This is a genomic window from Cognatiyoonia sp. IB215446, assembly GCF_033963825.1.
Classification (GTDB): domain Bacteria; phylum Pseudomonadota; class Alphaproteobacteria; order Rhodobacterales; family Rhodobacteraceae; genus Yoonia.
The window spans coordinates 1-4,322 of the sequence record NZ_JAXBMD010000015.1 but is presented as its reverse complement, the minus strand read 5'-3'; the positions used below and the strand labels follow the sequence as shown (position 1 = coordinate 4,322).

The 4,322-nt window shown below is 58.4% G+C and carries 5 protein-coding genes; all 5 read left to right on the top strand.

Annotated features, from left to right (window positions below):
• Positions 1-212 precede the first annotated feature (212 nt).
• Complete coding sequence (locus SLH49_RS22205; protein ID WP_320242235.1) at positions 213-1,271, top strand: hemin-degrading factor; 1,059 nt, start codon at positions 213-215, stop codon at positions 1,269-1,271.
• 38 nt (positions 1,272-1,309) lie between these two features.
• On the top strand, positions 1,310-2,119 hold the full coding sequence (locus SLH49_RS22200; RefSeq protein WP_320271332.1) for a heme/hemin ABC transporter substrate-binding protein: 810 nt from the start codon (positions 1,310-1,312) through the stop codon (positions 2,117-2,119).
• Positions 2,120-2,153: 34 nt separating this feature from the next.
• A complete protein-coding gene (locus SLH49_RS22195) occupies positions 2,154-3,194 on the top strand; it encodes an iron ABC transporter permease (protein ID WP_320271331.1) in 1,041 nt (346 codons plus the stop codon).
• 3 nt (positions 3,195-3,197) lie between these two features.
• Positions 3,198-3,986: a heme ABC transporter ATP-binding protein gene (locus tag SLH49_RS22190; protein ID WP_320271330.1), complete on the top strand. Its 789-nt coding sequence runs from the start codon at positions 3,198-3,200 to the stop codon at positions 3,984-3,986.
• A 124-nt stretch (positions 3,987-4,110) separates the two neighbouring features.
• Positions 4,111-4,322, top strand: a 212-nt coding sequence (locus SLH49_RS22185; RefSeq protein ID WP_320271329.1) for an antibiotic biosynthesis monooxygenase, incomplete at its 3' end; no start/stop codon positions are given.

Sequence of the window (4,322 nt, the reverse complement as noted above, 5' to 3'; positions counted from 1 at the left end):
TGCGGTGTTGCGACGCATTCACCTATTGAATTGCGAATAATCACGACCACGGCTCTTAAATACTGATCAAAGAGCAACTTCGCCCTTGCATCTTTCAAATAAGTCTTAGTATTTTAGTCAAGAATACATCCTCGTGTACTCTCTCAGCCAGGCAGATCTCGTTTCCCTGCCGAGCCACAGTTTTTCGTTATTGCAACAAGACAAGGTGGACCATGGCAGAGGCTGAACTGCTGACACCCGCAGATATCCGCGATGCCTATCGCGAAAACCCGAAGACCCGCGAACGTGACTTGGCCAACAAGCTGGGTATTAGCGAGGCGGCACTGATGGCCGCCCATTGCGGAGATTTGGTAACCCGGATTGACCCGCATCCCGACACGATCATGGGTCTTGCCTGCCGTCTGGGCGAAGTCATGGCGCTGACCCGCAATGAAAGCTGTGTGCATGAAAAGGTGGGGGTTTACGACAATTACCACCCTGGCGGTCACGCAGCGATGGTTCTGACAGAAGAGATTGATCTGCGGATTTTCCCCGCCCACTGGAAACACGCATTTCTCGTGGAAAAGCACACCGAAGAGCAAATGCGGCGCAGTGTGCAGGTCTTTGATGCGGCGGGCGATGCAGTCCACAAAATCTTCCTGCGTACGGCCGAGGGGCATGATGTGTGGGAGGCGTTCCGAAAAACAAACGCGCATGCCGATCAAAGTCAGCAGATTGAGACCAAACCACGTCAGGCCCCAGAGGTCCCCAAAGCAGATGCCGCAAATGCCGATATCCTGCGCAAGGAATGGGCGCGCATGACCGACACGCATCAATTCATGCGTCTGACCAGCAAGCTGAAGATGAACCGTTTGGGGGCGTATCGGATTGCCGGGCCAGAGTTTACGCGCGCCTTGTCGGTTGATGCGGTCTCGCATGCTTTAGCGAACGTGGCCGCACTCGGAGTTCCGGTCATGATCTTCACAGGCAATCGCGGCTGCATCCAGATCCATACCGGCCCGATTGAAACCTTGCGCCCTATGGGGCCTTGGCAAAACGTGATGGACCCACGTTTCAATCTGCATCTGCGCGGCGATCACATCGCCGAAGTTTGGGCGGTGGAAAAGCCAACCAAGCGAGGGCTTGCCACGTCGCTCGAAGCATTTGACGCCCAAGGCGCTCTGATCTTCCAGATCTTCGGCGTTGGCAAGGAAGGACGGGACCGCAGGCAGGACTGGGCGGATATCGTGAAGGCGCTGCCGGATGCCGCTGAAGAGGAGACGATGGCGTGAAAATCTGGTTGAAAAAGGCGGCCGGTCTGGCGCTCGCAATGATGCCTGCTGTCGCGCAGGCAGAGGGTGAAAAGAACGTCCTTGCCATCGGCGGGTCGGTGACCGAGATCATCTATGCTTTGGGTGAAGGTGACCGGTTGATTGGGCGTGACAGCACTTCTAGCTATCCTCCCGAAGCCACAGGCCTGCCCGATGTCGGTTACATGCGCGCACTCGCGCCCGAGGGCGTGCTGTCGGTCGGGCCGGGCATGATCATCTCGGAAGATGGGGCCGGGCCGCCCGAGACAATTGAAGTGCTGCAAGCCGCTAATATCCCTTTCATTACTGTGCCCGATGGCTATTCAGCCGAAGGCATCGTGCAGAAAATCCTGACAGTGGGTGAGGCGCTGGATGTGGAAGCCGCCTCTATCGCCTTGGCGAGTGATGTGCGGATGAAGCTGCAAGAGGCGGAAGAGGCCGCCGATGCGCTTGCCGGAGATGCACCCAAGCGGGTCCTTTTCATCCTCAGTACGCAGGATGGCCGCATCATGGCGTCTGGCACGAACACCGCTGCATCCGGCATTATTGAAATGGCCGGTGGCGTGAATGCTGTAACAGCCTTTGAGGGGTACAAACCCATGAGCGATGAGGCCGTGATCGCCGCCGCACCTGACGTTATCCTGATGATGGACCGTTCTGGTGATCACTTCGTTTCTGACGAAGACCTTTTTGCTTTGCCGGCCATCGCCACAACACCTGCCGCGCAAACGCAATCGGTGGTGCGTATGAACGGACTTTACCTTCTGGGCTTCGGGCCACGCACAGCGGATGCGGTGCTGGACCTGACTGCGGCGCTTTACAAGGGTTAGGGTGACACTCGCCACGCCGATATCGCAGCCGGTCATGCCGCAAGACCGGCGGACGGTGGCGCGCCTGGCGCATATCTGGCTGGCCCTTGCGCTTGTTGCAGTCTCTGTTCTGAGCCTTGCCACCGGGCCCACAGGCACCTCACTTTGGGGAGCACTCGGCAAGATGTTCAACGCCGAACCTTTGACCGCGATGGAGCGGGTCGTGCTGTGGGATATCCGGCTGCCAAGGTTGATAATCGGCATCCTGGTCGGTGCAGGCCTTGCCGTCTCTGGCGCCCTGATGCAGGGCCTTTTCCGCAACCCGCTGGCCGACCCTGGTCTGGTTGGTGTTGGCGCCGGTGGAACGCTCGGCGCGATCCTGGCGATTGTGCTTGGTTCAGCGTTGCCCATTTGGCTCAGCGACATCGTGGGCAACATGCTGATCCCGGTCTCAGCCTTCTTTGGCAGTTGGCTGGTGATTGTCGTTCTTTACCGCGTCTCGACCCGCCACGGGCGCACGTCGGTTGCAACGATGCTGCTGGCGGGTATCGCACTTGCCGCGTTGGCTGCCGCACTATCGGGCATCGTGATCTTTTTGGCCGACGATCAGCAATTGCGCGACCTGACATTCTGGAGCCTCGGCTCACTCGCCGGGGCGACATGGACAAAGGTCGTGATCACCGCACCGCTGATCTTGATAGCAATTGGCGCGTCATTTTTTCTGGGGCGCGGACTAAACGCGCTCGCCTTGGGTGAGGCAACAGCGTCGCATCTGGGGATTGCCGTCCAGCGGCTAAAGCTGGTCACGATCCTGATCGTTGCGATGGCCACAGGTGCGGCAGTGGCCGTATCGGGTGGAATAGGATTTATCGGGATCATCGTGCCGCACCTTCTGCGCCTCGCGACTGGGCCGGATCATGAGACTTTGCTTTTGAATGTGGCGTTACTTGGGGCAACGATCCTTTTGGCGGCGGATATCATCAGCCGTCTGATTATCGCACCTGCCGAATTGCCCATCGGGATCGTCACTGCTGTGCTTGGATCACCTGTCTTCCTCTGGATTCTCCTGCGGCGGCGTGGGCTGGTGGACATGTGAGCGATGATTAACGCACGCGATATCCGGGTGACATTCGGCAAAAAGCCGATCCTGTATGGGGTGGATTTCACAGCACGCCCGGGCGAGGTCACCGCTATTGTCGGCCCGAACGGGTCGGGCAAAACGACGCTTTTGCGCGCGCTGACAGATGAGGTGCGCTGGACTGGGCAAATCAGCGTCAATCACCGCGATATCCGCATCTACAAACCATGGGAACTCGCGGCGATCCGCGCTGTGCTGCCCCAAGCCGCAACGCTTGCTTTCCCATTTACAGTGATTGAAGTCGTCCGACTGGGCCTTATGTCTGGCATCCATGGCGGAAAAGACAGGATCGCGCAATACGCGCTGCAACAGGTCGGTTTGGCTGGCTATGAAAACCGGTTTTTTCAGGAGCTTTCGGGCGGCGAACAGCAGCGCGCGCATCTGGCGCGGGTGCTGTGCCAAGTCTGGGACCCGGTGATTGACGGGGTGCCGCGATGGCTGCTCTTGGACGAACCGGTGGCGAGCCTGGATATCGGTCACCAGCTTCTGATCATGAATTGCGTGCAGAATTTTGCCCGGCGGGGCGGCGGGGTCGTCGCCGTCATGCATGACCTGAACCTGACAGCTATGGTCGCTGATGCCGTTACGATGATCGCGCGGGGTGAGGCGATCGCACAGGGGCCGGTGGCGGAGGTCTTTACAGATCACCGGCTATCGGCGGCCTATCAGTGCGAGCTCAAAACGAATGCCGTGCCACCAAACGCTAGCGCATTCATCCTGCCACAGACTGCTGCACTGCGCGGGCATTGATGCGACAAGGCTTGATCGTACAACCAAAGATCGCCATGGTGACACGGCCACCCATGGTCCCGTTTTCACGCTCTCAGGACTAAAGGCAGCAACTTCTCTACAGCCACCGACCAAAGGGAACCCTATGTTCATTGCCATGAATCGCTTTACCGTCGCCAAGGAAAATGAAGAGGCGTTTGAGGCACTGTGGCTGGGCCGTGACAGTTTTCTCAAGACTATGGACGGGTTTGTTGAGTTTCAGATGCTGAAAGGGCCAGAGGCTGAGGACGGAACGCGTCTTTATGCCTCACACACGGTGTGGTCGTCAGAAGATACCTTCCGTTCCTGGACGCGCTC